Annotated in this window: 20 protein-coding genes; 11 read left to right on the forward strand and 9 right to left on the reverse strand. The window is 63.0% G+C overall.

Annotated elements, in window-relative coordinates:
• Positions 1–8 precede the first annotated feature (8 nt).
• A complete protein-coding gene (gene pepN / locus ABXR19_RS04380) occupies positions 9–2,690 on the forward strand; it encodes an aminopeptidase N (protein ID WP_354599874.1) in 2,682 nt (893 codons plus the stop codon).
• A gap of 12 nt (positions 2,691–2,702) precedes the next feature.
• Positions 2,703–2,951: an outer membrane protein assembly factor BamE domain-containing protein gene (gene bamE, locus ABXR19_RS04385; protein WP_354599875.1), complete on the forward strand. Its 249-nt coding sequence runs from the start codon at positions 2,703–2,705 to the stop codon at positions 2,949–2,951.
• Between the two features lie 166 nt (positions 2,952–3,117).
• On the opposite strand, the gene ABXR19_RS04390 is transcribed toward bamE, so the two are convergent.
• Positions 3,118–5,679: an EAL domain-containing protein gene (locus ABXR19_RS04390; protein ID WP_354599876.1), complete on the reverse strand. Its 2,562-nt coding sequence runs from the start codon at positions 5,677–5,679 to the stop codon at positions 3,118–3,120.
• Positions 5,680–5,839: 160 nt separating this feature from the next.
• A complete protein-coding gene (locus ABXR19_RS04395; RefSeq protein ID WP_354599877.1) occupies positions 5,840–6,760 on the reverse strand; it encodes a LysR substrate-binding domain-containing protein in 921 nt (306 codons plus the stop codon).
• 315 nt (positions 6,761–7,075) lie between these two features.
• Between ABXR19_RS04395 and ABXR19_RS04400 the strand changes: the two genes are divergently transcribed.
• From ABXR19_RS04400 to ABXR19_RS04420, 5 genes are all read left to right on the forward strand, one after another.
• Positions 7,076–7,222 carry a hypothetical protein gene (locus tag ABXR19_RS04400; RefSeq protein ID WP_354599878.1) on the forward strand — a complete coding sequence of 49 codons (147 nt, stop codon included), beginning with the start codon at positions 7,076–7,078 and terminating at the stop codon, positions 7,220–7,222.
• A 208-nt stretch (positions 7,223–7,430) separates the two neighbouring features.
• Complete coding sequence (locus tag ABXR19_RS04405; RefSeq protein ID WP_354599879.1) at positions 7,431–8,198, forward strand: ABC transporter substrate-binding protein; 768 nt, start codon at positions 7,431–7,433, stop codon at positions 8,196–8,198.
• A gap of 64 nt (positions 8,199–8,262) precedes the next feature.
• Positions 8,263–9,018, forward strand: coding sequence for an amino acid ABC transporter permease (locus ABXR19_RS04410; RefSeq protein WP_354599880.1), 756 nt, complete (start codon positions 8,263–8,265; stop codon positions 9,016–9,018).
• Positions 9,019–9,023: 5 nt separating this feature from the next.
• Positions 9,024–9,776: an amino acid ABC transporter ATP-binding protein gene (locus tag ABXR19_RS04415; RefSeq protein ID WP_354599881.1), complete on the forward strand. Its 753-nt coding sequence runs from the start codon at positions 9,024–9,026 to the stop codon at positions 9,774–9,776.
• Between the two features lie 48 nt (positions 9,777–9,824).
• The gene (locus ABXR19_RS04420) at positions 9,825–11,198 is read left to right on the forward strand and encodes a DcaP family trimeric outer membrane transporter (RefSeq protein WP_354599882.1); all 1,374 of its coding nucleotides are present in this window, start codon (positions 9,825–9,827) and stop codon (positions 11,196–11,198) included.
• A gap of 131 nt (positions 11,199–11,329) precedes the next feature.
• Here ABXR19_RS04420 and ABXR19_RS04425 read toward each other — a convergent pair whose 3' ends face one another.
• Together ABXR19_RS04425 and ABXR19_RS04430 are read right to left on the reverse strand one after the other, a co-directional pair.
• Positions 11,330–12,460 (reverse strand): methyltransferase, encoded by a 1,131-nt coding sequence (locus tag ABXR19_RS04425; protein ID WP_354599883.1) that lies wholly within the window; start codon positions 12,458–12,460, stop codon positions 11,330–11,332.
• Positions 12,460–12,945 (reverse strand): hypothetical protein, encoded by a 486-nt coding sequence (locus tag ABXR19_RS04430; RefSeq protein ID WP_354599884.1) that lies wholly within the window; start codon positions 12,943–12,945, stop codon positions 12,460–12,462. Before ABXR19_RS04430 ends, ABXR19_RS04425 begins: the two co-directional genes overlap by 1 nt.
• 78 nt (positions 12,946–13,023) lie before the next feature.
• Between ABXR19_RS04430 and dusA the strand changes: the two genes are divergently transcribed.
• From dusA to ABXR19_RS04450, 4 genes are all read left to right on the forward strand, one after another.
• Positions 13,024–14,031: a tRNA dihydrouridine(20/20a) synthase DusA gene (gene dusA, locus ABXR19_RS04435; RefSeq protein ID WP_354599885.1), complete on the forward strand. Its 1,008-nt coding sequence runs from the start codon at positions 13,024–13,026 to the stop codon at positions 14,029–14,031.
• The gene (locus ABXR19_RS04440; RefSeq protein WP_354599886.1) at positions 14,028–14,576 is read left to right on the forward strand and encodes a DOMON-like domain-containing protein; all 549 of its coding nucleotides are present in this window, start codon (positions 14,028–14,030) and stop codon (positions 14,574–14,576) included. The genes dusA and ABXR19_RS04440 overlap by 4 nt, the downstream gene beginning before the upstream one ends.
• Complete coding sequence (locus ABXR19_RS04445) at positions 14,573–15,790, forward strand: exo-beta-N-acetylmuramidase NamZ family protein (RefSeq protein ID WP_354599887.1); 1,218 nt, start codon at positions 14,573–14,575, stop codon at positions 15,788–15,790. Before ABXR19_RS04440 ends, ABXR19_RS04445 begins: the two co-directional genes overlap by 4 nt.
• A gap of 196 nt (positions 15,791–15,986) precedes the next feature.
• Positions 15,987–16,325: a zinc ribbon domain-containing protein YjdM gene (locus ABXR19_RS04450; RefSeq protein ID WP_354599888.1), complete on the forward strand. Its 339-nt coding sequence runs from the start codon at positions 15,987–15,989 to the stop codon at positions 16,323–16,325.
• Between the two features lie 200 nt (positions 16,326–16,525).
• On the opposite strand, the gene ABXR19_RS04455 is transcribed toward ABXR19_RS04450, so the two are convergent.
• The 5 genes from ABXR19_RS04455 to ABXR19_RS04475 form a co-directional block, all read right to left on the reverse strand.
• Positions 16,526–18,874, reverse strand: coding sequence for a DUF6600 domain-containing protein (locus tag ABXR19_RS04455; RefSeq protein WP_354599889.1), 2,349 nt, complete (start codon positions 18,872–18,874; stop codon positions 16,526–16,528).
• A 422-nt stretch (positions 18,875–19,296) separates the two neighbouring features.
• Positions 19,297–20,475 carry a BaiN/RdsA family NAD(P)/FAD-dependent oxidoreductase gene (locus ABXR19_RS04460; RefSeq protein ID WP_354599890.1) on the reverse strand — a complete coding sequence of 393 codons (1,179 nt, stop codon included), beginning with the start codon at positions 20,473–20,475 and terminating at the stop codon, positions 19,297–19,299.
• A gap of 324 nt (positions 20,476–20,799) precedes the next feature.
• Positions 20,800–24,120, reverse strand: a complete 3,321-nt coding sequence (locus tag ABXR19_RS04465; RefSeq protein WP_354599891.1) for a DEAD/DEAH box helicase — start codon at positions 24,118–24,120, stop codon at positions 20,800–20,802.
• A 254-nt stretch (positions 24,121–24,374) separates the two neighbouring features.
• Positions 24,375–25,100, reverse strand: coding sequence for an ankyrin repeat domain-containing protein (locus tag ABXR19_RS04470; RefSeq protein ID WP_354599892.1), 726 nt, complete (start codon positions 25,098–25,100; stop codon positions 24,375–24,377).
• A 56-nt stretch (positions 25,101–25,156) separates the two neighbouring features.
• Positions 25,157–25,654 (reverse strand): GlcG/HbpS family heme-binding protein, encoded by a 498-nt coding sequence (locus ABXR19_RS04475; protein WP_354599893.1) that lies wholly within the window; start codon positions 25,652–25,654, stop codon positions 25,157–25,159.
• Positions 25,655–25,689: the final 35 nt, after the last annotated feature.

Raw genomic sequence — 25,689 nt, forward strand, 5'->3', positions numbered from 1 at the left:
GCCTGAACATGTCCAATACGCCCAGCACCATCTACCTCAAGGATTACACCCCGCCAGCCTATCTGGTCGATTCTGTCGCCCTGGACATCGCCATTCATGTCGGCTTTGCGTTCGTCAGCAGCCGCCTGACGATGCGTCGCAACCCGGCTGGCGCGGATGCTGCGCTAGTTCTGAATGGCGAAGACCTGCAGCTCGAATCCCTGAAACTGGATGGGCGCACCTTGGGCGCAAACGACTTCTTATACGCCGATGACCTGCTGACAATTCATCAGGCGCCAGAAGCCTTTTTGCTGGAAACCGTAGTGCGGATCGAGCCGGACCAGAACACCCAGCTCTCCGGCCTGTATCGCTCGAAAGACGGCTATTTCACTCAATGCGAGGCGCAGGGCTTCCGACGCATCACCTTCTACCCGGATCGCCCGGATGTGCTGGCAAAATTCGAATGCACGCTGCACGCCGACAAGACCGCTTTCCCGATCCTGCTTGCCAATGGCAACCCGGTTGCCAGCGGCTCAGAAGACGACAACAGACATTGGGCGACTTGGGAAGACCCCTTCGCCAAGCCGGCCTATCTGTTTGCCTGCGTAGCCGCGAAACTCGATGTAATCGAAGACCATTACGTCACCAGCTCCGGCCGCCGCGTGCGCTGCGCCGTGTATGTGGAGCCGGGCAAGCTCGATCAGTGTGATCACGCCATCGCCGCGCTGAAGAAATCGATGAAATGGGACGAGGATGTGTTCGGCCTGGAGATGGATCTCGATCACTACATGATCGTCGCAGTGGGCGACTTCAACATGGGCGCGATGGAGAACAAGGGCCTCAACATCTTCAACACCAAGTACGTACTGGCCCGCCCGGACACGGCCACCGACACCGACTACCAGAACATCGACCGCGTCGTCGCCCACGAATATTTCCACAACTGGACAGGCAATCGCGTGACCTGCCGCGACTGGTTCCAGTTGTCACTGAAGGAAGGCCTCACCGTCTTCCGCGACCAGCAGTTCGGCATGGATGTGCATTCCGCCGGCGTGACCCGCATCCAGGAAGTGCGCACCCTGCGCGCCGCCCAGTTCCCCGAGGACGCTGGCCCCATGGCCCACCCGATCCGCCCGGAGAGCTACGCCGAGATCAATAATTTCTACACCGCCACAGTGTATGAAAAGGGTGCCGAAGTGATCCGCATGATCCACACCCTGATCGGCAAGGACGCTTTCCGCAAGGGCATGGACCTGTACTTCGCCCGCCACGATGGCCAGGCCGTGACCTGCGAGGATTTCGTCGCCGCAATGCAGGACGCCTCAGGCCTGGATCTGACTCAGTTCAAGCGTTGGTACAGCCAGGCCGGCACGCCGCGCCTGGTGGTGCGCAGCCGATTCGATGCAGCCACTCGTCGCTACACACTGGAAGTGGAGCAAGTGTTCGCCCACACACCGTATGAAGATCGCATGGCGGCGGACGGCTTGCCGCAGGCACGCGGCCCCTATCACCTGCCCATCGTGCTCGGCCTGCTCGACGCCGACGGGCGCGAACTGCCCCTGCAACTGGTGGGTGAAAGCAATGCTACCGGCAGCCAGCGCACCCTCCAACTGCGCGAAGCACAGCAGACTTTTATCTTCGAGAACATTGATGCCGAACCTGTGCCATCGCTGCTGCGCGGCTTCTCGGCGCCGGTCGTGCTCGACTATCCCTACAGCACCGCCGACCTCGTCCATCTGATGGCTTACGACCGCGATGCGGTCAATCGCTGGGAAGCCGGTCAGCGACTGGCTACGGACATCCTGCTGGCAGGTGTCACTGCATTCCAGCAGGGCACAGGGGAAACCACTGGCTGGATTCCGCAGGACTACATCCTCGCCATGGCGCGCCTGCTCGGCGCGGCTTTTGTCGAAGGAGGCGGCCCGGCGCTGGTGGCCGAGGCGCTGGTGCTGCCGTCCGAAAACGTGCTCGCCGAGCAGATGGGCGTAGTCGATCCGGATGCGATCCACGCCGCCCGCCTCGCCCTGCGTCGCACTCTGGCACGCGAACTGCGCGAGCCCCTGCTCGCCGCCTATTTCGAACTGAAAGACGAGGCGCCCTACTCACCCGAAGGTGCGCAGGCCGGCAAACGCGCCCTGCGCAATGCCTGCCTGGGCTACCTCGCCGAGCTCAACGAGCTTAGCGCGCAAGCCTTGGTCATCGGTCATTTCGAGACGGCCGGCAACATGACCGACAGCATTGCAGCGCTAGCGGCTGTCGCCAATCTGGACATTCCGGCGCGGCACGCCCTGCTCGACAGCTTCTATTCCAAGTGGCGCGACGAGGCGCTGGTGGTCGACAAATGGCTGCAGGTGCAAGCCACCTCGCGCCTGCCCGGCACGACGCAGGATGTGCGCGCCCTGATGGCGCACGAATCCTTCGACATCCGCAATCCGAACAAGGTGTATTCACTACTGCGCGCGTTTTGCGCCGCCAATCCGCAGCACTTCCACGCCGCCGACGGCAGTGGCTACAAGCTCGCCGCCGATGTGATCCTGCAACTTGATCCGCTGAACCCGCAGGTCGCCTCGCGCATCGCGCGCACATTCGATCGCTGGAAGAAATTTGATCCGGTTCGCCAACGTCAGGCGCGTGCGCAACTCGAACGCATTCGCGCCCAGGAAAACTTGTCCAGCGACGTCGCTGAAGTCGTTGGCAAAGCACTGGATTAACGAAAGGAAACCATGCACAAGATCCTGCCCCTCCTCCTGCTCAGTGCCTTGCTTGCCGCCTGCAGCGCAGTGAATGCCGACAACTACGCCAAACTTCACACCGGCATGAGCATGAGCGAAGTACAGGCCATCCTCGGCACGCCAACGCAGTGCACGGAAATCCTGATCGTGAAAAAATGCACTTGGGGCTCGGAATCACGCGGCATTTCGGTGAGCTTTGCCGCTGACGCAGCAATGGCAACAAGCGCCAACGGGCTCTAGGGTCTGTTGACCTACATTCAGCGGATCGCGTTGAATGTAGGTTACAGACCCTACACCTGCCCGAAGAGCCGCACCGGACGGCGCTGTTCAGGCATGCGATCCAAAGAAGCTTGCCGGACGGGCTTCTTCAGACAGTCCTGCCGGAAAAGTCCGTCCTGTGGGGCTTTCAGGCAAGGCTTGCCTGACAATCGTTCCAAACGCGCGCAGCATCCGGCAGCAAGGGCGCGCTGATGCAATTGCCCTGAATGTAGTCAATCGACAGGCTGCGCAGCATGGCCAGCTGTGCCGGATTTTCGACGCCTTCGGCCACCACTTTGCAACCGAAACCCCGGGCCATGCCGAGAATGGCGCGCAGCATCTGATCGCCGTCGCCTTCGGCTGCAAGGACGAAACTGCGGTCGATCTTGAGTGTGTCGATGGGCAGGCGATTGAGATAAGACAACGAGGAATAGCCGGTGCCGAAGTCATCAATGGCAATACGCACGCCGATCTCGCGCAGGGTGTCGAGCACCCGGGCAATCGCGTCGATATCGTGGATAAAGACGCTTTCGGTCAGCTCCAGCTCCAGCCGCTCGGCCGGCAAGCCGCTTTCACGCAGCGCGGCAATCACGTCATCAAGCAGCTCGCCGGACATGACCTGCAGCGCCGAGACATTCACCGACACCACATTGTCATTGCCCCAGCTGAGCGCCTCGTAACAGGAACGCACCAGCACCCAGCGGCCGAGCTTGCCGATCAGGCCGGCGTCCTCGGCAATCGCGATGAATTCGCGTGGCGAAACAGCGCCACGCACGGGATGCTGCCAGCGCAGCAAGGCTTCCATTTTTGACGTCAAGCTCGCGTGCTGCGGCACGATGGGCTGGAACACGACGCTCAGGGCGTCATTCTCCAAGGCCTCGCGCAGAGCCTGACCCAGTTCATGCAGACGGCGCAATTGCTCGCCCATCGCCGCATCATAGGTTTGCGAACCTGAACGCCCCTTGAGCTTGGCCTGATACATGGCCACATCGGCCTGGCGCACCAGCACATCTACGTCACGCCCATGTTCCGGCGACAGCGAGATGCCGATGCTTGCGTCAATCCGTATTTCATTGCCACGTACGCGAATCGGTTCCGCCAGGCAGGCATGTACGGCCGGCACCAGATTCCGCCCGGCCACGGCCGGCACCACAGCGACGAATTCATCACCGCCCCAGCGCGCCACCAGCGCGGGTTCCGGCAACGCTGCGCGCAGCCGCGCGGCAACTTCGATCAGCACCTGATCGCCGACAAAATGCCCCTGCACATCATTCACTTCCTTGAAGCGATCCAGGTCGATGAACAGGACCTGAACCCCCATGCCTACGCCCGCCGCGCAGGCCAGCACTTCATCCATCTGCTCCGCCAGCGCACGCCTGTTCAAGAGGCCGGTGAGTGGATCACGCAGTGCCAGCTCCTTGAGCTGCAGGGCATATTCTTCGCGCGCGTCCACTTCCAGCTCCAGCATGATGGTGCGTTCATGCACGCGATCCTCCAGCCGGGTGTTGAGGTTTTCCAGCTCCAGCTGGCGGGTCACCGACTCCTCGACCATGCGCTTGTTCTCACGACTCAACTGCAAGGCCGAAAGGGTGATGCGCCGCGAACTGCTGCTCGAATAAACCAGCAGGCCGAGCATGCCGGCACACATCACTGCGACGGTCAAATCGATCCGTGTCCCTGCCCATGCAAAGAAGCCGACCTGCGGCAACAACATCAGGCACAGATATACCAGCGACACCTTGCGCGCGGGGGCCAACACGGCGCTACCGCCGCCCGCCATCGCTGCATAGATGAAGGCCATCGCCATGCGCTGGACCTGAGTTGCCTCAGCAAAAAACAGGAAAGGGAACACCGCCCAGGTCAAGGCCGAGGCAACGCTGCCGGCACCAAAATTCCGGATCGCCGCAATCCCGCTGAAATCGGTGTCCCGCATCCGGAACCAGCGCAGATAGCCGGCCAGACGCGTTGCCAGCACGCCCAAGGATACGGCCCACCAGCAATACAGAGCCAAACGATCCGGATGGCCGAGAAACACCGCGACCAGCGCGACCGAGGTCACCAGCGAGGCCATGATCACACTGCCGGTATAGGTGTGCATCATCAAGGCGATTTCCCGCGACACCAGCTCATCTTCATGTGCCGGCATCAGCGCAGCCACCGAAGGCAACAGGATATGGCGCAACGCCAGGCCCATGGCTATGCCAATCAGACAATACGCAAACAGTGTCATGCCGCCGTAACTGAGGCTCTTATCCAGCGCCTTCTGCTGCGCCAGCAAGTCTCGGCGGACCCCATCGACATACGCTGCCATGTTTTGCTCGGCCGGAATCACCGACGAGTAGAGCAATGCGGCCGCTGCATCGCGCTCCCCGTTTCGCGCGACGATGGCGGTTTCCCTTACTGCATTGAAAAACGCGCCCGAGACTTCATCAAGCGAAGCAGATGCCAGCCCCAAACCACGCAGACCACTGACCGCCGCCGACAAACGACCAACATGTGCGCCCACCTGCTCATTCAGGAGAGCCCGCACCCCGGGGTCCTTCTCAATCGCCATCGCCAGCAACAAAGAGCGCACGCCCTTGAAGCTGGCATTGAGATCACTGACCGCCATTAAAGCCGGTACGGAACGCTGATTCATCGCATCCACATCGGTGCGCATGCCCGTCCACGCAACCATCCCGCCCAAGCCGAGCACAACGAAAGCGGCCATAGCCAGAAAAATGAGGAGAGTGCGGCGCGAGATAAGCGGCATGCAAATAGTTCAGGCAGCGAAGAATAGCTAGAACAATGCCGTATTTCCGCGAAAACTCAAACGTTCTGCGATGATCGCGATCAAAAACCTGTCCGGGCGATGCCCGCTTGCGACACGCCTATTCACGGACCGGCCTCAGCGCCGGCCCCAGTACGCCATCCAGGAAGCGCAGAAAAGCCCGAACCGGAGCCGAGTTCTGCCGCCCGCTCGGATACAAGGCGAGCACCGCCGGGCCGGGGCGCTTCCAGTCCGGCAGCACCCGCAGCAGCTTGCCTTCCTGCAGATGCGGGCGCAGCAGGAAATCGAAATCCTCGTAGATCCCCAACCCCGCCAGCGCGCAGGTCAAACCGGCACGCGCGTTATCCACGGCCAGGTCCCCATCGGCTGTCACCGTGATTTTCTCGCGCCCCTTGACCAGCACGTAATCAATTGGCCGCCCGGCGTCGGCATCAAAGAAATCGATGGTCTGGTGACGTAACAGATCATTCGGGTGACGCGGCACCCCAAACCGCGCCAGATAGGCCGGGCTAGCAGCCATGACGAAACTGACTTGGCCGAAACGCTTGTAGCGATAGGCAGAATCCTTGTTGTCCGACAGGCGCAGGGCCACATCGATCCCCTCTTCGGCGAGATCCGGTGCCCGCTCCGAGAGTGAGATACGTAACGCGAGATCTGGATAAGCGCGCAGGAACTCAGCCATGCGCGGCAACACCAGGGTATTGGCAATCGACTCGGTCATCTGCACATGCAGGCGCCCCGCCACCCGACCAGCGCGTTGCGAGAATTCGGCATTCAGCTCCTCCAGCCCACTGACCAGCACCGCCGCGCGCGCGGCATAGCGCTCACCCTCCGCCGTCAGTGACACGTGCCGCGTCGTACGGTGAAACAACGGCAGACCCAGAGCGCGTTCCAGCGACTGGATCTGCGCGCTCACCGTCGAACGCGCCAAGCCCAGACGCTTGGCCGCGAGCGAGAACGAAGCAAGCTCGGCTGCAGCCAGAAACGTCTGCAACTCTGAATAGTTCTGAGGAGCCGGCATTGTCTTGTATTTCCGAACAATGAATTAGCCCCATTCGATCAGAAGCACGCCTATAGTTCAAGCACATAGCTTCACACCACTGAGGTGACCCCATGTCCAACCGCACTTCCTGCGGGATAAGCGCAAGGCGCCTGACGGCAGTTTACAGTTTCCTTGCCTCGATTCCCCGCGAGCTGTCTTTTCGCGACGCTGCGATGTGCCCTGAGCCGTCGCGTTACCGCCTCTCGCACTGAATCTACCCATATCCAGGACTTCCGCGATGCCGTGCAGTTTGCTGCATACCGGCTATGCACGTCCCTCTGCAAGGAAACCATCATGAAACTCGCTCTTCACACCCGAATCCCCGCACAACCGCGCCTCCAGCTTTCAACACAAACGCGCAACGTGCTTTTCGCGCTCATCTGCACCCTGATTCCCTATGCCGTAGCGGCAATTGCAGTGTTCGCTTACCACGGACAATAGCGCATTTACCGCACAGCTCCAGGGAGCACATCACGTACGCCCAAGAGGCTGCTGCGGCCTTGCAGAGACAGGCTCTCATTCGTTTTTCCGCATACCCGGAATTAAACCAAAGCAGTAGATTTGCGCATGGACAGGCATGCGCATTTTCCATACCATTGCGTATCTGTTTTAGTTTGATTTTCATACCTTTTCCGGAGAAGCGAACCTCATGCGTGCCATTCATACTCTCGCTCTTGCTGTCAGTCTCGTCTGTGCTGCCAGCAGCGCCCAGGCTCGTGACTGGGCAACCATCAAACAGTCCGGCACGATCATCGCCGCCAGCGAAGGCGCTTACCCCCCATTCAATTATTTCCACGGCGCCAAGCTGACCGGTTATGAGATTGATGTAATGGAAGCTGTCGCCAAGAAGCTCGGCCTGCAGGTCGAATGGCGTGCGTTGGCATTTGATGCGCTCATCGCCAGCATCCGTCAGGATCGTTTCGACGTCGCCATCGCCAGCCATGGCATCACCGAGGAACGTCAGAAGTCGGTGGACTTCACCAACCCGCACTACTGCTCGGGCGGTCAGATCGTCGCCAAGGCCGGCGGCCCGCTCAAGGCAAGTGAACTGACAGGCAAGCTCCTCGGCGTCCAGCTCGCCACCACTTATGCCGACGCAGCCCGCAAGGTCAGCGGGGCCAAGGAAGTGAAGACTTACCCGAAAGATACCGACGCCCTGCAAGCTCTGCTGGGCGGGCGCGTGGATGCCTGGATCACCGACCGCTTCGTGGCCAAATCCGCACTCGCCAAAAACGCCTCCGATGGCCTCAAGGCTGGCGACATGGTGTTCGTGGAACGCGATGCGATGATTCTGCGCAAGGGAAATCAGGAGCTGCGTGAGCAGCTCAACAAGGGTCTTGCCGAAATCAAGGCTGACGGCACGCTCAAGGCCATCTCCGAGAAGTACTTCCAGGAAGATATTTCCTGCTCCAACTGAGCCGGAAACAACTCATTGCTGAAACAGCGGGCAGCCTGGTGCTGCCCGCCGACTTGTTAAATACATGATCCATAAACTTAAAGATCGCGACGCGCTGATCCTCGTCGGTTCGGTACTTGGCCTGGGCCTGATCCTGTGGCTGATGGCGCTGCCGTTGGCAGCCCTGCCAGAACCCATTGGCCCGGCCGCCCGACAATTTTCCGATGGTGCGCTGACCACGATCCAGCTGACCCTGTGGTCCAGCGTGTTCGGCCTGATCCTCGGCGTACTCGCTGCACTGGGCAAACGCTCGCACCTGCCGCCGCTGCGCTGGCTGGCCGACCTCTTCGTGTGGGTGATCCGAGGCACCCCGCTACTGCTGCAGATCCTGTTTTTCTTTCTGGCTGTGCCGGCGATTGCCCCGCAACTTCAGCTTTCGGAATTCTGGACGGCCGTAATCGCACTGTCGCTGAACGTCGGCGCCTACAACGCCGAGGTCATTCGCGCCGGCATCAACGCCGTGCCGGTTGGCCAGGTGGAAGCCGCCCGTTCGCTCGGGCTGAGCTCGCTGTACACCTTCTGGGACATCGTGCTTCCCCAGGCCGTGCGCATTTCTCTGCCGCCGCTGGCCAACAACATGGTGGCACTGCTCAAGGATTCCTCGATGGCCTACACCATTGGCGTGGTCGAACTGCTGATGATCAGCTCGCGCGTTCAGGCCGAAAGTTTCCAGCCGGTGCCGGTCTTCATCACCGTGGCAGCGATCTACCTGCTGCTGACCACCACCTTCACCCAATTTGCCGCTGCGCTGGAGCGCAAGCTGGCAACAGGCAAACGGTGACCCCGATGCGCGACGGCAAACCCATCATTCACGTCGAAAACGTGCACAAGTCCTGGGGTGCGTTCACCGCCCTCAAGGGCGTCTCAATCACCTTCAAGGAAGGTGAAGTTGTCTGCATCATCGGCCCGTCCGGATCAGGCAAATCCACTTTGTTGCGCACCATCAACCATCTGGAAAAGCACGACTCGGGCCGCATCGTGGTTGACGGTATTGAACTGGATGACGATATCAAGCACATCGACGCGGTGCGCGCCGAGGTCGGCATGGTGTTCCAGAGCTTCAACCTGTTCGCCCACATGACCGTGCTGGACAACATCACCCTCGCCCCACGCCGCGTGCGCAAATGGTCAAAGGCCAAGGCCACCCAGGTCGCGCTGGAGCTGCTTGAGCGCGTCGGCCTGTCCGCCCACGCCCACAAATATCCCAACCAGCTTTCCGGAGGCCAGCAGCAGCGCGTGGCAATTGCCCGCGCCTTGGCCATGCAGCCGAAGGTCATGCTCTTCGATGAACCCACCTCGGCGCTCGACCCGGAAATGGTCAATGAAGTGCTGCTGGTAATGCGTGACCTGGCCAAAAGCGGCATGACCATGCTGATCGTGACCCACGAAATGGGCTTTGCCCGTGAAGTGGCCGATCGCGTGATTTTCTTCGACCACGGCAGCATCGTTGAAGAGAGTACTGACCCGCAAGCGTTTTTCAGCAATCCGAATCATCCGCGTGCCCAGGCTTTCCTGAAGCAGATCAAGCACGCAGCCTGAGTTCCACTGCACCACCCCAACCACTGACTTAGCAAGGGAGTACGACCCATGAAGACGATGAGCAAGCGCGCGCTGGTCGCCGCTGTCGCCGCAGCACTGAGCTGCTCGGCATTCGCTGCAACCGACCCGGTTCTCGACAAGCTGGAAAAGCAGATTGCCGAACTGCAGAAGCAGATCCAGGAACTCAAGGCCACGCAGGTCAAAGAAGCCGATGCCCGCAAGGAACTGGCCAATCAGGTCGAAGCGCAGGGCAAGGAAGTCGCCGTCAAGGGTGATATTCCGGGTTCGGTCCGTCGTCCTGGTGAAGAAACCTCGGTTCGCGTCTACGGTTTCGCCCGTCTGGATGCCGTGCATAACTTCGGCGGCCGCAACAACGCCAGCATCGGCGACTACGCAGCCTATCAACCCAGCATCGCACTGACCGGCTCACCGGAAGCGGCACAACGTGGTGAGTCCTACATGTTCACCAAGGCCTCGCGCCTGGGCGTCGAAGCCTTCACGCCGACCAAGCTCGGCTCGCTGACCACCAAGGTCGAGGCCGACTTCTACAACACCACCGGCAGCGGCCTGTTCCGTCTGCGTCACGCCTACGGTCAGTTGGGTTCCTGGCTGATCGGTCAAACCTGGTCCACCTTCATGGATCTGGACTCCACTCCGGAAACTGTCGACTTCAACGGCCCGACCGGCAACACCTCGCTGCGTCAGCCGCAGATCCGCTACACCTACGTGACGCCGAACGCCGGCAACTTCATTGCCGCCCTCGAAATGAAGGCCAATGGCGGCGCCACCAGTGGCGACGAAATGACCCGTACGCCGGACCTGGTCCTGCGCTGGGAAAAAGCCAGCGACTGGGGCCACGTTGCACTGCGCGGCGTGACCACTGAGAACGGGATCAAGAGCGGAGACAGCTCTAGCACGTACTATGAAGCTGATGGCAACGGTGTCGTAAACGAAATTACAACTCCGGTGTCTGGCGTATCAGCATCCAAGCGCGGCTACGGCATCGGCTTGGGCGGTCACTACGTCCTGACCGACACCACCTGGCTGCTGGCCAGCGCCAGCTACGGCAAGGGCATGGGCCGCTTCTTCAACGAGTCGGTCGGCTCGACAGTGAGCGACGGTAAAGTCTATCTACCCAAGGAACTGGGCGTGGTCGTCGGCGTGCAGCAGAAGTTCTCCGACACCCTGCGCGGCAGCGTGACCTACGGTCAGCAGCGCACCCTCGGCGGCGAGTACATTACCGTCGCGAGTGCCGATGCGAACCGCTCGGTGAAATCGGGCACGGTGGGCGTGATCTGGGCGCCGATTGCCAACGTCGAACTGGGCAGCGAATTCATGTGGTCGCATCGCGAAACGCTGGATGGCCGCAGCGGTACCGAACCGCGCCTGAACTTTGCCGCGACCTACTCGTTCGGCAACTGATCAAGCCTGTTCGCAGCAATGAAAAAGCCGGCGCAAGCCGGCTTTTTCATATCCACTCAAACCTGCTCGAAGACCCGCGACTGGCGGACCTCTTCAGACACCTACCTGAAGAGGCAAGCTGCGCGCGGCTTTCAGAGCACTCCCAGGCGCCACAAAGAAGTCATCTCGGCGGCCCGGGCGACATGCAGCGGATCAGCCACATCCTTGCTGCGCGGGTGTTGCGGCTTGATATCGCGCCGCCCCTGGATACGCAGACCCGCGCCGGCAATCCAGTCGAGCAGTTGCGAACGTGTGCGCAAACCCAGATGCTCAGCCAGATCCGACAGGATCAGCCAGCCCTCGCCCTTGGGCGTCAGGTGTTCCGCCAGACCATTCAGAAAGCCCCGCAACATCTGACTGTCCGGGTCGTAGACGGCCATTTCGAGGGCCGAACTCGGCCGCGCCGGCAGCCAGGGCGGATTGCACACGATCAGCGAGGCACGGCCTGGCGGAAACAGATCCGCCTCGACCACTTCGATCCGTTTGGCATAACCCAGGCGCGCCACGTTGTCCCGCGCACAGGCCAGCGCCCGTGGTGCCAGCTCCGTGGCAATCACGTAGTCGACGCCGCGTTTGGCCAGCAAGGCGGCGATCACGCCGGTGCCGGTGCCGATATCGAAAGCCAACTCGGTCTCCGGCAAATCTGCATGCTGGATCAAGTCCAGATACTCGCCACGCACCGGTGAAAACACACCGTAATGCGGATGGATGCGCGAGCCCAATGGCAGCACCATCACCCCCTTCTTGCGCCACTCATGCACGCTGATCAGGCTCAGCAGTTCGCGCAAAGACAGCACCGAATCTTCCACGCCCGGCCCATAGGCTTCGACGCAGGCCGGCTGGATTTCCGGTGCGCGGCGCAGCGGCAAGGAATAATCGGCGGCCAGCGGCACCAGCAACATGCCCAGCGTGCGGGCGCGCTGCGCCTGCGCCTGACGGTGCAGGTGAAAGGCTTCGGGCATGGCGGCGGTGATCTTGCGCGGCTTGCGGTCAATGCGCCGTTTCAGCGCATCGATCAGCAAACGGGCATTCTGGAAGTCGCCACGCCACAGCATGGCGGTGCCTTCACAAGCCATGCGATAAGCCGCGTCGGCGCTAAGACTGTCATCGACGACTTCGACCCGCTTGGGCGGCGGCGCACCGTTTTCGGAGCGCCACAGCGCGGAACAGGCCTGCTCGCCTTCCTGCCACTGGATTTGTGGGGCGTCACTGCTCGCGGGCATCAGGGGTAACGCACCGAAAGAGTAACGCGCATCACGCCATCCGCGGTGGGATGCAGCAGCACCGTGATCTGCTTCTGCGGAAGGCTTGAGTCTGCCGGCTCCAGCGGCCATTCCCAGATCTCGCCGCCGGTCACGCCATCTTTCGATACATGGCGCGGATTGCCAAGAATGCGTTTGAGCTCCATTTTCGTCATCGCCGGACGCAACAAAGCCATGTTCTCCAGCGTAATGACTTCGCGCACCGCAGCCAACTTGCCCTTGGCATCGAAGTCCAGCATCAGGTTCTGCTCGGTATCAGGTCGGGCGTCGTATTCCAGCGTCAGCGTGCCATCTGCGTTCTTCCATTCAGCAGCCGGTTTTTCTTTGGCGCGCACCTGCTCGATGCTGACTGTCCCGGGAGTGAAAGACTCCACGCTTTTCAAGCTGGCGCAAGCCGTCACCACAACACACGCCATTCCCAAACCCATCCACTTTGCCACGCTCATTGCCATTCTCCTTGACCAAGGCGCAATGCTAACAGGCCGGCACGCCCGGAGCCCGCCTGCCCATCGTAAAATGCCGGCATGAACACCGCCGCCCTCTCTTCTCGCCGCCTTTCGGTCGCCCCCATGCTGGACTGGACCGACCGCCATTGCCGCCACTTCCACCGCCTGCTCGCGCCGCACGCCTGGCTGTACACCGAAATGGTCACCACCGGCGCCCTGTTGCATGGCGATATTCCGCGCCACCTGCGTTTCGGCGAGGCTGAACATCCCGTCGCCCTGCAGCTGGGCGGCAGCGAACCGGCCGATCTGGCGCGCTGCGCGCAACTGGCCGAGGAATGGGGCTACGACGAAATCAATCTGAACTGTGGCTGCCCGAGCGAACGCGTGCAGCGCGGGGCGTTTGGAGCCTGCCTGATGCACGAGCCGCAACTGGTCGCCGAGGGCGTCGCGGCCATGCGTGCAGTCACCAAACTGCCGGTCACCGTGAAGCACCGCATCGGCATCGACAAGATCGAGGACTACGCTTTTGTGCATGGTTTCATCGAAACCGTGTCTGCGGCCGGTTGCTCGACTTTCATCGTGCACGCCCGCAATGCCTGGCTAAAAGGCTTGTCGCCCAAGGAAAATCGCGAGATCCCGCCGCTGCGCTACGAAGTCGCCCACCAGCTGAAACAGGACTTCCCGCAGCTCGAAATCCTGCTCAATGGCGGCCTCGCCACTACGGCGGCAATGGCCGAGCAGCTGCAACATGTCGACGGCGTGATGATCGGCCGCGAGGCCTACCAAAACCCCTGGGCGCTGATCGAATGGGAACGCGCTTTCTGCGATCCTGCCTGGAACCCGAGCCGTGAAGCGATCATCGACGGCATGGTCGATTACGCTGCACGCGAAGCGACGGAGCACGGCACCCCGCTGCGAGCGATCAGCCGCCACCTCCTCGGGCTGGCCAATGGCTTGCCGGGCGCGCGCGGATTCCGCCGCATGCTCTCGGACCCGAACCATCTGCGCGACGCGCAGCCCGAGCTGCTGCGCGAAGCTTGGGCCCTGATCGGCAAGCCCGCCTCCGCAAGGGACGACGCGGCATGAAGCCGCATGTGCTGCAGCCCCATCCATCTGTTGCCGCACCGAGCGGCCTGCAGATCGAGTTTGACTGCACGCAGCGGGCCGACGGCAGTCTGAGCCTGCGCTACCGGTTGGAGGGCGAAATCGCCGACCTGCGCCTGCCCGCCCCCATCACCTCTCCCGGCCCGTCAGACGGGCTGTGGCAGCGCAGTTGCTGCGAGCTCTTCGTGACCGAAGAAGGCGATGCCTACCGCGAGTTCAACTTCTCGCCCTCCGGCGAATGGGCCGCCTATGCCTTTTCCGGCTACCGCCAGCGAGTAGCCTGGCAGCCCACCGCCGCACCGCAGATTCGCTGCAGCACAAACACCGCGGGCATTGAACTACGAGTGGAACTGCCCGGCGTACTACTGCCTACCACAACAAAATTCCATTTGAGTGCCACCGCCGTCATCGAAACGCGGGACGGTGCACTCAGCTACTGGGCGCTGCATCATGCTGGCGAGCGGCCGGATTTCCACCGCCGTGAGTCTTTCGTACTCACACTTCCAGACGACTCCAGACAACCATGACCCAACCCGTCCTCTTCGGCCTCGACCGTCTCATTGCTGAACCTGCCCTGCGCGCGCCGCTGGCCGGTCGCCGCGTGGCCCTGCTGGCGCATCCCGCCTCGGTCACCCCGGACCTGACCCACGCCATCGACGCTTTGGCGCGGCTGCCCGAGATCACGCTGACCGCCGCCTTCGGCCCGCAGCACGGACTGCGCGGGGACAAGCAGGACAACATGATGGAGTCGCCCGACTACCTCGATCCGCTGCTGGGCATTCCGGTCTTCAGCCTCTACGGCGAAGTGCGGCGGCCCACCCCGGCAATGATGACGACATTCGACGTGCTGCTCGTCGACCTGCAGGATCTGGGCTGTCGCATCTACACTTTCATCACCACATTGAGATACGTGCTGGAAGAGGCGACGAAGCTGGGCAAGGCGGTGTGGGTGCTGGACCGGCCCAACCCGGCCGGCCGCCCCATCGAAGGCTTGAGACTCCGTGAAGGCTGGGAGAGCTTCGTCGGCGCTGGCCCGCTGCCGATGCGCCACGGCCTGACCATGGGCGAACTGGGCCACTGGTTCATCGCCCGGCTTGGCCTGCAACTGGAATATCGCGTGATCGAAATGACGAACTGGCAACCCGAAGCGGCGCCCGGCTACGGCTGGCCGCTGGGCGAGCGCTGCTGGGTCAATCCCAGTCCCAACGCGGCGAATCTGTCGATGGCCCGCGCCTACGCCGGCACCGTGATGCTCGAAGGCGCCACGCTCTCCGAAGGACGCGGCACCACGCGCCCGCTGGAACTCTTCGGCGCGCCGGACATCGAAGCCCGCGCCGTACTCACCGAGATGCAACGTCTCGCCCCGCACTGGTTGCAGGGCTGCCGCCTGCGCGAATGCTGGTTCGAGCCGACCTTTCACAAGCACGCCGGCCTGCAGTGCAATGGCCTCCAGATCCACGTCGAAGACGGCGCCTACGATCACGCCGCCTTCCGTCCCTGGCGCTTGCAGGCACTGGCCTTCAAGGGCATCCGCAACCTTTATCCTGACTATCCGCTGTGGCGCGACTTCCCTTACGAATACGAATTCAAGCGTCTGGCGATTGATCTCATCAACGGCTCACCACTACTGCGCGAATGGGTCGACGACCCGTCCAGCACGCCGGCCGATCTGGACGCCATCACGATTCCGGATGAACAAAGCTGGGCCGCCGAGCGCGAGGCTTTCCTGCTCTACAAGTAAGCCGGCCTGAAGAGCCGCACTCCGCCTTGCTCTGCAAGCAAATAGCGCGGAGAGGCCGTTTGCATGAGCTTCTCCAGACAGGCTCTCTGTACAAGCAGGCGCAGAGCGCCTGTCCGGCCCAGGCTGCTGAGATCAAAGCCCCCGAGTGCAAGGCGGGTATACTGCGCGCCTCTTTCACGCATCACGAGTCGAAGCCATGTCCGCCATTCCCGCCTGCCCCGTCTGTTCCATGGAAAACACCTACCCGGACGGTGAGAACTACGTCTGTGCCGATTGCGGCCACGAGTTTCCGCAAACCGTTGCCGCGGCAGAAGAAGGCGACCGCATCGTGCGCGATTCGAACGGCACCGTGCTGCAGGATGGCGACGCCGTCGTGCTGATCAAGGATCTGAAGGTCAAGGGCTCGTCCATCACCCTCAAGCAGGGCAGCAAGGTCAAGAGCATCCGCATCGTCGGTGACGGCGATCATGAAGTCGACTGCAAGCTGGACGAAGGCAAATTCATGCTCAAGGCCTGCTTCCTGAAGAAGGTCTGATCCACCTTTCGGTCGACACACCCGAAGAGCCGCACCCAGCCTACCTGTTGCGGCAGCCTGCCTGAAGAACCAAGCACAGCGAACTTCTTCAGGCAGGCCTCAGCAGAAACGCAATCGCCCCGACTTGCGACTTGCGATTTGCGATTTGCGTTCCGGGTCAAGCCCGGAATGACGATGCTGGGCGCGACTTGCGAGCAAGCTTAGCGCCGCTCCCCGCGCCCGCCACCTCGCTTGCGTTCCTCGTCCTCATCACCGCGCTTGTCCGGTCGCCGCTCGGGCTGCCGAGCTTCAGGCTGACGACTCTCACGCCGCTGCGCCTCCTGCTGACGCCGCAGTTGTTCCTGCTGGCGCTGCTGCTGTTCCTGCTGGCGCTGCAGGTCTTGCTCTTGCCGCTGACGTTGCTGAGCCTGTTGCTCTTGCTGGCGGCGTTGCTGCTCCTGTTCCTGCTGTTGCCGCTGCTGGCCCTGTAGTTCCTGCTGGCGTCGCTGTTCCTGCTCCTGCTGCTGGCGCCGGCCTTGCTCTTGCTGCCGCTGCTCCTGCTCTTGGCGCTGGCGTTGCAGGTCTTGCTCCTGCCGCTGACGCTGCTGGGCCTGCTGCTCTTGCTGGCGACGTTGCTGCTCCTGTTCCTGCTGTTGCCGCTGCTGGCCCTGCAGTTCCTGTTGACGTCGCTGTTCCTGCTCCTGCTGCTGGCGTCGGCCTTGCTCTTGCTGCCGCTGATCTTGCTCCTGGCGCTGACGCTGCTGAGCTTGTTCCTGCTGGCGTTGTTGCTCCTGCTGTTGACCTTGCTGGCGCTGCGACTCTTGCTGCTGATCCTGCTGTTGACGCCGGCGCTCAACGTCCTGCGACGAACGCGGCTGATCCGGCTGGCGCGGATCCGTACGAGCCGGATTCCTGTCCTCGGCACGCGGCCCATCATTGCGACGCCCATCACGACGCTCTGCGGGATCGCTGCCGGGCAGGCGGCGCTCCTCGCGACTTTCACGCACGGGCTGGCGCTCTGACGACGGCCCTTCACTGCGCATGGCCGGGAGTCGCTCTGACGGATTCTCGCGACGCTCAGGTCCGGACCGCGGCGCGCCACTCTCGCGCGAACGCTCCTCTCTCATACCGGGGGCGTTGCCTTGGCGCTCTGCCGGGCTGCGCAGGCGATCTTGCGAGATCCGCTGCTGGCCGACAACACTCCGACGAAAAACCCGTTCTGGCACATTGCGCGTCGGCACCGCGTCCCGCGAGCGCTCGCGCACCGGCGCAATGGATACGCTTTCGCGGACCGGCAGTCGTGTCAGATCGTGGTCGCGCTGCGGCGTTACCTGGCCGGGGCGCGTCGCAGCGCCCCGCACAAAATCTCGCTCCGGCATCACCGCCACCGCATGCGGCGCGCGCTGATTGACGTAAACATTCACCGTGCGATTGACCGTGATATGCGGATTGACTCGCCCCAGATATTCCGGTCGATGCCGGTAAGCCGGGCGATAAGGCTCGTTCGGGCCCAGCGCGAACCAGGCCACGCCGGGCAAGCCGGTCGACAGTGAAATGCTCACGCCCCCGCTACGCCCACCGACGAAGGCCACCAGCGCTGGCGCATACACCGGACGCCGCACCATCGGCCCCGGCACCCAGCACCAGCGACTCCCGAAGTAGGCCCAACGCCCGTAATGGAAAGGTGCAAACCCCCAGGGCGCGTCATCCACCCAGGTCCAGCCCCACGGCAGCACCCAGGCCCAATGGCCGTGGTGATAGGGCGCCCAGTTGCTGATCGTGATGCGCGGCACCCACACCGCACCGTAACCCGGCTCATCGCGCCAGTCGCCATGAGCATCCAGATCTTCGTAACCGGTCATCTCGCGCGAGACGTAGCGGGCGCTCAGCGAAGCGTCCTCACGATCATCCCGTTGCGCCACCCAGCGATCAAACTCATCACGCGGGCCGACGCTGGCAGATTCCAACACAAACAGGTCACGCCCATCAAAACGCAGGCGTTGCCCGGTATTCACACGCACCGGCGGCCGCGCCTCATCATCGCTATAGGCCGAGCCTGAGCCGCGCCGCGCACTCACCGTCGTCGTATCGCGATCCGGATTGACGTCGAAACGGTACTCGCCCGGATTGCCAACTTCAAAAGCCAGATTCGGGGTGTCGATCTCAATGACTTCATCATCCGGATAATCGCGCACGCGCAGCGACAGGCTGCCCTGAGTAAGCTTGAGCTTCAGATCGGCATCGCCCAGTTCAAGGACTTCCAGCCCCGTCGCTCCGGCCAGACGAATCACCGTCGAGCCCACATGCAGCTCAGCCCGCTCGCCCTTTTCCACCCACAGACGATCTCCCTGAGTCAGCGGCCGGTTGATCGTCGCAGCCTCCCAGTCATCGCTGTCCGCCGGTGCGAAACTCGCTGTACCCGAGAGATAGTTCAGACGCAAGGCGCGTGAGGGTGGATCGACGAGTTCGTCACGATCCGCCGCCCGCGCCGGCAGCGCCAGCAGACACAGCAAGGACAAGAATCCGGCCAGCACGAACCGGCAAGGCGATGAAAAACGGGCAAGCCACATACAAGTCTCCTTTGGCCACTGCGGGCCGTGTCTGACTATGAACTTGGAAACCGCAGTTGACCGCTCCGATTGTCGGCGAAGTCCGGGCGGGTGCGAGATTCTAGTGACCTGACAGCGCTCACCAATTTGATGAAGGCGCTACGTGTCCGATTGAACCACGCTGCCGCACGCTGGCTGCGTTGCTTCTCCTGGCGGGTAAAGGCCCGCCGCGTCGGCACACCTTGCCAACGCACCGCATCTCAGCCCACTCGGGCGCGTCCAACTACGGTTTCCAAGTTAACGCGGCAACACCATTTTGGTTGGCGTGCAGATGTAACAGTTCGTAATTAGCTCCCATACATCTGCCGGAAACCCGCTCCACGCCAACCTCTTCAGGCAAGCGTGCTCGAAGAACCAAGCCAGATGCGGCTCTGCAGGCAGACCTAAACTGCCATCCCTGCCGCATAGCCGCTGGCCCAGGCCCACTGGAAGTTGTAGCCTCCGAGCCAGCCGGTGACGTCCATGACTTCGCCGACGAAGTGCAGGCCGAGCTGGCTGCGCGCCATCATGGTTTTCTGGTCCAGCGCGCGCGTATCCACGCCGCCCAGCGTCACCTCGGCCTTGCGATAGCCTTCGGAGCCTGAGGGTTTGAGTTCCCATTGATTGATGCTCGCGGCCAAGGCACGCAAGGCCTTGTCGCTGGCTTCGGCAATCGGCTGTGCTTCTAGCCCGGCACGCGCGACCAGCAACTCGGCCATGCGTCGGGGCAGCCATTGCGCCACCACGCTGACGACGTGCTGGCGTGCGCCGCGTTTGGCGGCGAGCAGCTCGGCCTCCACGTCCAGATCGGGCAGCAGCTTGATGCGCAGCGCGTCGCCGGGATGCCAGTAGGACGAGATCTGCAGGATCGCGGGGCCGGACAGGCCACGGTGGGTGAACAGCAGATCCTCGCGGAAGAATCCGTCGCCGCAGCTCAGCTCGACCTCCAGCGCGATACCGGCGAGTTCGGCGAAGGGCGCGCTGCCCGCGTCAAAAGTCAGCGGCACCAGACCGGGGCGCGGCGTGATCACCGGGATGTCGAACTGGCGTGCGATGCGGTGGCCGAAATCGGTGGCGCCGATCTTGGGAATCGACAGGCCGCCGGTGGCGATGACGACGGATTGGGCGAGGACCGGGCCGAGACTGGTGTCCACGCGCCAGGCCTCGCCTTCGCGCTGCAGGGCCTCGACCTTGCAGGGGCGGCGCCAGGCGACGTTGCCGGCATTGCATTCGGCCACCAACATGTTGATGACATCCTGCGCGGAGTTGTCGCAGAACAGTTGGCCCTTGTGCTTCTCGTTCCAGCTGATGCCGTAACGCTTCATCAGGCCGAGGAAATCCTGGGGGCTGTAGCGTGACAAGGCGGAGCGGCAGAAATGCGGATTGCTGGAGTGAAAATTCGCCGGGCCTGCCTGCAGATTGGTGAAATTGCAGCGCCCGCCGCCGGAGATGCGGATCTTCTCGGCCAGCGCCTCGGCATGGTCGATCACCAGCACGCGCCGCCCGCGCTGCCCGGCCACGCCCGCACACATCAGGCCGGCCGCGCCCGCGCCAATTACCACCACATCGTAAGTCTCGGTCACGCTGATCTCCTGAGGGTTTTGCATGATAGCGGTGGCGGGGCGTTGCCTGTCCGGGAATCGCTCATGTTGAAGCCGGGCCCAATCGGCTCCTTCCCCTTCTTAGGGGGAAGGCTGGGATGGGGGTGTGCTCTTTCAATGAGGACCGTCCTTGATTTGAGACTTTTACCCCCACCCTCGCCCGCGCTCTGCGCCCCACTGCCGGCATTGCACTGCCGGCCGGCTACGCAAGCGGGAGGCGTGCCTCCCGAATTCCTTGCTTCGCCCCTAAAAGGGGAGGGAATGTTCGGGCCTGCCGATGTTGCGGTCAGGGCAGACTTTTCAGAGTTATAACGCCGCCTTACCCCGCCGCCCCGGCTTCTCAAGATTGGCCGGCAAATCCGGCAGTGGGGCGAACAGGCTGGCCAGATCGGTTTCGGTGAATTTCAGATCGCCTTCGGCGTCGCCACTCAGCACGGCGGCGGCGAGCGCAGCTTTCTTTTCCTGCAGGGCGACGATGCGTTCTTCGATGCTGCCGGCCGCGATCAGTTTGTAGACGAAGACCGGCTTGGTCTGGCCGATGCGGTGGGCGCGGTCGGTAGCCTGATCTTCGGCGGCCGGGTTCCACCAGGGGTCGAAGTGGATCACGGTGTCGGCGGCGGTCAGGTTCAGGCCGACGCCGCCGGCTTTCAGGCTGATCAGGAAGAGCGGTACTTCCAGATCCTGGAAGCGGCGCACGGCGGTTTCGCGATCACGAGTCTGGCCGGTGAGCAGCACATAGGGAATCTTCGCCTTCTCCACGGCCTCGACGATCAGGTCGAGCATGCTCGTGAATTGCGAGAAGAGCAGGACGCGGCGGCCTTCTTCGATCAATTCCGGGAGCATTTCCATGAGCAGGTCGAGCTTGGCGCTTTCCTTGACCTTCTTGGCGCTCTCCAGCGAGAGCAGGCGCGGGTCGCAGCACACCTGACGGAGTTTGAGCAGGGCGTCGAGGATGATGATCTGGCTGCGCTTGAAACCCTTGGCAGCAACTTCGGCGCGCACTTTCTCGTCCATCGCGGCGCGCACGATTTCGTACAGGTCGCGCTGCCCGCCCTGCAGTTCCACGGTGCGCAGCACGATGCTCTTGGGCGGCAATTCCTTGGCTACCTCGTCCTTGCGCCGGCGCAGGATGAAGGGCTTGATGCGTTTGGACAGCAGTTCGCGGCGTTCGGTATCGCCGCCTTTCTCGATCGGTGTGCGCCAGCGTTTGGTGAAATCCTTGCTGTCGCCGAGGAAGCCGGGCAGCAGGAAATCGAATTGCGCCCACAGCTCGCCCAGATGGTTTTCCATCGGCGTGCCGGTCAGGCACAGGCGATGCCGCGCGTTGAGCAGGCGCACCACGCCAGCGGCCTTGCTGGCGGCGTTCTTGACGGTCTGCGCTTCGTCCAGAATCAGGATGTGGAATTCGTGCTGCTTGAGTTCCTCGGCATCGCGCCACACCAGCGGATAGGTCGTCAGCACCACGTCATGTTTCGGGATGGCCGAAAAATCGCGTTGCGGGCCGTGCAGTGCGAGCACCGAGAGGGCCGGGGCGACGTTTTCCGCTTCGCGTTTCCAGTTGAAGACCAGCGAAGTCGGCAGCACCACCAGCGCAGGCTTGTCGAGGCGGCCGGCGAGTTTTTCAGTGAGCAGATGGGCCAGCGCCTGGGCGGTTTTGCCCAGTCCCATATCATCGGCGAGGATGCCGGCCAGACCCGCTTCGCGCAGGGTTTGCAGCCAGCTGAGGCCTTCGAGCTGATAGGCGCGCAGCTCGACACCCAGGCCAGCCGGGGATTCTACGGGCGGCATGCTGGAGAGGGCCGCCAGACGCTGCTTTGCAGCCAGTACGGCCTGCAAGCCGCTCTGGTCGCCGATCTCCGCAAGGGCATCGAGGCGCGGCGCATCCAGCTTGGACACGCGCAGGCTTTCCTGACCATCGAACAGGTCGATGAAAGTGCGCAGCACCGGGCGGATCCGTGCCAGAGTGATCAGCACACGCTGGCCTTCAGGCAAGACCACCTGCAGCTGCGCCTCGTCGTCCAGGCGTTCGAGCGCGCCGGGCTCGGTCAGGTGCGGCTGGGTGCGTAGCAGCGTGGCCAGCACCGGCGCCAGCGCCATGCGTTTGCCATCCAGCTCGAAGCCCATGCTGACGTCGAACCAGCCGGCGTCGGCGTCGAAGACTTCGGTATACAGCGCGCCGATTTCCAGCACGTGATGGCGGAAGCTCTGATCGATCTCCAGCACCCAGCCGGCCGCGCGCAAGGCCGGCGCGATCTGCTTCATCCAGCGCGACCAGGCCTGTTCACTGTCCAGCCCGTGCAGGTTCTTTTCCTTGGGCACTGCCCAGTACTGGAAAACGCCCTGCGGTACGGCTTCGAAGCCCTGCGCGGCGAGCGCGCGCATTGCCGCCACTTCGGCGGCTACGTCACGCACCAGATGCACCGGCTCTTCGCCGAGCAGACGGTATTCGCGCTGGTCGCCGAGCATGACTTCCAGGCCTTCGTAGGTGAACGAGGGCTGGGCGAAATCCATCCATTCGCGATACATCGTCGGGTATTCGCGCCAGCGCCGGCCAAGGTCGACCGGCTCGCTCAGCAGCTTGAGGCGCGGCTGCGGCGGGCCGCCGATCTGGCGCAGGCTGTCGGCGGCCTTGGTGTCCGGGCGCGGCACGGCCGGGGCCAGCTCGCCCAGCTCGCGCGCCACCATGGCTGCATCCACCGGGCGCAAGGCCGGCGCGCCGAGCAGGCTGGAGGCCACGCGTGCATCAATGCCCAAATCCAGCGGGCCGCATTCGCCGGTATCCGGGTCGACATACCAGGGCGGCTCGGTGGGCAGGACGCGGGCTGCGCCGCGTCCGGAAATTTCAGCCAGAGCGTGGGTCAGGCCGTCCTCGCCGATGCGCCAGGCCAGGCGCGCGATCAGATCCGGCCCGGCATGCAGGGGCAGGCGTAGCGCGTCATCAAACAGGCAGCGGCCGCTCGCCAGCATGCGCGGCAGGACGTCTGCCACCTTGCGTCCGTCCAGACGCAAGGTGACGGTGTAACCGTCGCGATCACGCATCAGCCAGAGCATGCGCAGGATCGTCAGATCCTCGTCATTGACGAAGCTGGGCGGGTTGATCAGGGCGCGTTCGATGTTGTTCCAGCTGGCGGCCGCCTCGGGCATGGAGCCATCGTTGCGCGGGCGCCCTTTGCGGACCTCCACGCCCAGGCCGCCCGTGTGTGCGTTCGGCTCCAGGATGTAATACAGCTGATCGGTCTTCTTCGCCGCGGCCTTCTGGGCGGGCTCACCGATCAGCTCGCGGAAATCCTTCATCCAGGCCAGCACTTCCGGATTCGGCAGCACGCGGGATTCGCTGCGCTGATCAATCGCCGCCTGCAGCGTGGCCGCACAATGCTTGCAGAAACCACCGACCGGGCAGCTGCATTGCATGTTCACTTTCAGGCTGCGCGTTTCCTGATGAAAGGCCACGCGCACCGTGTAAGGCCGCTTCTCGGTGCCCTGTACCAGCGCGCTGACCTCGTGATCGCTCACATGCAGCTGGCTGACCGCGCTCAGGTAGCCGGCGGCTCGCAAAACCGTGCGTTCGTCGATCCATTTGCGGATGTCTTCACGCTTGAAAATGCGGGCTGGTGCAGAAGGATTCATGTAGCTGAGATGCGGTGCTGAAAAAACGAAGGACGAATTCTACAGGTCCGGGAGGCCGGGGCGTAGATTGAAACGCAGGCAGCCTGAAGAAGCTCGCTGGGCGGGCTTGTGCGGGCAGGCTGATGGCAGAGGCAGGAGGGGCGCGGTGCAGCAGGCCAGCTCATGAAGCTGGCCTGCTGCACGGCGAAATCCGCGAGCCGCTGAGGGGCTGCAGAATTGAGGTCTACCGGACCTTGGCGGGGAGTCCCTGCGGCTCAGGGCGCGCTGCGCGTGGCCTGCGTCAGCATCTGCACCATCTCGCGATACTCGCGCGCCCGTGCCAGCTCCAGTGGCGTGAAGCCCTGACGGTCGGTGAGCTTGAGCGAGGCACCGGCCTTGAGCAGCGCGCGCAGGCTGTCCTGGTGGCGCGGCCCACCGTCGCCCAGCACGATGGCTTCGATCACGGCGGTCCAGTGCAAGTTGTTAACGTGGTCCAGCGGCGCGCCGGCCACAATCAGCTGCTTCACGACGCCGGCGTGCCCGAGGTGGGCGGCGGCAATCAGCGCGGTTCCGTCGTAGCGGCTGGTCACCTGTCTGGCGCTGGCGCCCAGTGTCAGGAGCAGGCGCAAGCTGTCCTCGTCGTCGGCAACGGCGGCGATGGTCACCGCGTCATAGCGATCATTTTCCAGCAGATCAAGATTCGCGCCGGCCTGGCTCAGCAGCCGGATGACCTCGCGTTGGCGGGCGAAGCTGGCTACGTGCAGCGGCGTGCGGCCATAGGCATCGCGGGCGTTGAGATCGACGCCACTGGCAATGAGTTTCTGCAGGCTGACCAGGTCACCCTTGTGTGCCGCCAGATGCAGGCCGCTGTAGTGCGCGGCTTCGGCGGCGCCCGGTGCAAGCTGGGCGTTTGCAGGCGGGCTTGCCCACAGGCCAGATACGCAGGCGGCGGCAAGCATCAGCTGACACAGGGGTTTCATCATCGGGGGCGTGTTCATCATTGATCCTTTGCGGGGACGCTGCAGGAGCGAGGGCGTCGCTCCTGCGCAGGCTTGGCTTACTTCAGCAGTTCCTTGACCTTGTCCAGTGCCGTCATGGCGCATTGCTCGTCGAGGTTGCCACCGGGGGCTCCGCCGACACCGACCGCGCCGATTACTTCATTGCCGACCTTGACCGGTACGCCGCCGCCCAGCAGCAGGTAGCCGGGGATATTCACCAGGTTGGCGGCGGCCGGATTCTTCTGCGCGCCTTCCATCATGGCCAGGGTCGTATTCTTGGCCGAAGCCGACGTCCAGGCCTTCTGCAGACTCGCCGCCAGCGTGTGCGGGCCGGCGTTGTCGGCGCGCTGCACGGCGCGGGTGCTGCCGGCGCGATCGACCACGGTGGCGGTCACGGCATAGCCATTGGCCGCGCAGGCGGCGACACTGGCGGTCGCGATCTGGTTGGCCAGTTCCAGCGACATGTTTTTCTCGCTGCGGATGACGCTGGTCTGGGCGGTGGCGAATGACGAAGCCGTCAGCAGGGCGATGATGCTCAGGGACTTGATGGTGCGCATGGAGTTCTCCTCGGGGTTTCGACTCGCGCTGATGC

It is taken from the genome of Uliginosibacterium flavum (assembly GCF_040566545.1).
Taxonomy (GTDB): domain Bacteria; phylum Pseudomonadota; class Gammaproteobacteria; order Burkholderiales; family Rhodocyclaceae; genus Uliginosibacterium; species Uliginosibacterium flavum.

Coding starts and splice junctions, on each gene's coding strand:
- ABXR19_RS04430 (WP_354599884.1), bottom strand. CDS start 12,945: ATGAGCGTGGCAAAGTGGATGGGTTTGGGAATGGCGTGTGTTGTGGTG.
- ABXR19_RS04395 (WP_354599877.1), bottom strand. CDS start 6,760: ATGCCGGCTCCTCAGAACTATTCAGAGTTGCAGACGTTTCTGGCTGCA.
- ABXR19_RS04450 (WP_354599888.1), top strand. CDS start 15,987: ATGTCCGCCATTCCCGCCTGCCCCGTCTGTTCCATGGAAAACACCTAC.
- ABXR19_RS04390 (WP_354599876.1), bottom strand. CDS start 5,679: ATGGCCGCTTTCGTTGTGCTCGGCTTGGGCGGGATGGTTGCGTGGACG.
- bamE (WP_354599875.1), top strand. CDS start 2,703: ATGCACAAGATCCTGCCCCTCCTCCTGCTCAGTGCCTTGCTTGCCGCC.
- ABXR19_RS04445 (WP_354599887.1), top strand. CDS start 14,573: ATGACCCAACCCGTCCTCTTCGGCCTCGACCGTCTCATTGCTGAACCT.
- ABXR19_RS04425 (WP_354599883.1), bottom strand. CDS start 12,460: ATGCCCGCGAGCAGTGACGCCCCACAAATCCAGTGGCAGGAAGGCGAG.
- ABXR19_RS04400 (WP_354599878.1), top strand. CDS start 7,076: ATGAAACTCGCTCTTCACACCCGAATCCCCGCACAACCGCGCCTCCAG.
- ABXR19_RS04470 (WP_354599892.1), bottom strand. CDS start 25,100: ATGATGAACACGCCCCCGATGATGAAACCCCTGTGTCAGCTGATGCTT.
- pepN (WP_354599874.1), top strand. CDS start 9: ATGTCCAATACGCCCAGCACCATCTACCTCAAGGATTACACCCCGCCA.
- ABXR19_RS04455 (WP_354599889.1), bottom strand. CDS start 18,874: ATGTGGCTTGCCCGTTTTTCATCGCCTTGCCGGTTCGTGCTGGCCGGA.
- ABXR19_RS04410 (WP_354599880.1), top strand. CDS start 8,263: ATGATCCATAAACTTAAAGATCGCGACGCGCTGATCCTCGTCGGTTCG.
- dusA (WP_354599885.1), top strand. CDS start 13,024: ATGAACACCGCCGCCCTCTCTTCTCGCCGCCTTTCGGTCGCCCCCATG.
- ABXR19_RS04475 (WP_354599893.1), bottom strand. CDS start 25,654: ATGCGCACCATCAAGTCCCTGAGCATCATCGCCCTGCTGACGGCTTCG.
- ABXR19_RS04420 (WP_354599882.1), top strand. CDS start 9,825: ATGAAGACGATGAGCAAGCGCGCGCTGGTCGCCGCTGTCGCCGCAGCA.
- ABXR19_RS04440 (WP_354599886.1), top strand. CDS start 14,028: ATGAAGCCGCATGTGCTGCAGCCCCATCCATCTGTTGCCGCACCGAGC.
- ABXR19_RS04415 (WP_354599881.1), top strand. CDS start 9,024: ATGCGCGACGGCAAACCCATCATTCACGTCGAAAACGTGCACAAGTCC.
- ABXR19_RS04405 (WP_354599879.1), top strand. CDS start 7,431: ATGCGTGCCATTCATACTCTCGCTCTTGCTGTCAGTCTCGTCTGTGCT.
- ABXR19_RS04465 (WP_354599891.1), bottom strand. CDS start 24,120: ATGAATCCTTCTGCACCAGCCCGCATTTTCAAGCGTGAAGACATCCGC.